This window comes from Providencia sp. PROV076, assembly GCF_028483405.1.
Classification (GTDB): Bacteria; Pseudomonadota; Gammaproteobacteria; order Enterobacterales; family Enterobacteriaceae; genus Providencia; species Providencia huaxiensis.
On record NZ_JAMPRR010000069.1, the window covers coordinates 1 to 1,381 of the forward strand.

2 pseudogenes are annotated in these 1,381 nt (G+C 40.5%); both read right to left on the reverse strand.

Annotated features, from left to right (window positions below):
- Positions 1 to 1,001 (reverse strand): annotated as a pseudogene (locus PSF67_RS22145) (hypothetical protein); the annotation flags it as partial.
- Between the two features lies 1 nt (position 1,002).
- Positions 1,003 to 1,381: pseudogene (locus tag PSF67_RS21985) on the reverse strand (hypothetical protein); the annotation flags it as partial.

Below are 1,381 nucleotides of genomic sequence, written 5' to 3' on the forward strand. Positions count from 1 at the left end.
TTATGCTTACTCATAGTTACCTCGATAGCTTCGTTATCGGTGGTGATTAGATGCCCCGTTAGTGTTCCACCACTGCGGGGCATTGTTTTTATATAGCACTTACCTTTATACTGGTTCGCACCATATACATATAAACTATCATAGTGGTTCGAACCAATGCAAGATGAAAAAGACAAAAAACCATACGACCGTGCAAACAGCACAAGAAGAACAATCCGATTTGATGATGATTTGCTCAAACAAATAGACTCAGTTATTGGTAATGAGCCATTTAGTTCATGGGTTAAGACAGCCTGTCGTAACGAGCTGGAAAGATTAGGTGTTAAGCCTAAAAACTGATATTTGCCATACCAGAGAAGTAAGCTAATATTAATATTCTCACTTGCTCGGTATTCAATATCGACGTTTCCAAGGGTAGCCGATTGGCTGCCCTTTTTTATGGACTGACAAAACTCAATTCGTTCCTTTTTTATGGACTCCAAAAACTCAATTATTTTGCCTTTTATGGACTCGCAAAACTCAATTCGTTCCTTTTTTATGGACTCCAAAAACTCAATTATTTTGCCTTTTATGGACTCGCAAAACTCAATTTTCCCATTTTTTGAGATGAACGAGTTCAAATAACGGGATTTCCCGACTTTAGAAAGGTGAGAAAAATCACCTTTAGCTAATGGTGTAAATTCTCCACGTTTTGAGTGGCTCAAATTTGAGTAGCGCAAAATATCAGCGGATTTATAACCTGAGAAATATTCCCCAGATTGATTTCCCGTAAATTTTGGTGGTTGATTGGCGTAAATTTTCGCTGATTGGTTGCCAGTAATACTGTAGTTTAAAGCTACAGTATTACTAAGGGAGTAAATTAAACTTACCCCCTTACCTGCCAGTAGGGAATCATTCACTTGGTAGGCAATATTCCCCAACTCTGGGGATAATTGATTAATATTTGAACTTTGATTCCCCCGATTTGGGGTATCAAACATTGCTTTAGTCGCATTCATCATATTAGCCACCAATCCGCACAGTAGGACTCATTAAACTAGCGAACTGCTCAATGCGTTTGCTAACCTCTCGCAATGTCTGAGTAGCAGATAACCCCGAATCAATAGCATCCTGAAACGCTGCCTGTTCGATTTTCTGCATACAGACTAATAAACCTAATTGTTGCTCGTCTGCGCTGGTACGTTCACCAGTGAGTAAGCCTGTTAATCGGTTCTCTGTACGGGCTAGGTTGATGTAATGATATTTCTCTGCGCCTAAGTCTCTGAGCGCGTCGCGTGACTCATGGTAATGTGGCAAATATTCACGGCGGATAGGTTCAGCGGCGCGTTTCTTGCTGAATGCTTTGGTAACATCCAGCTTGAATTGTGTCATCTGCTCATGG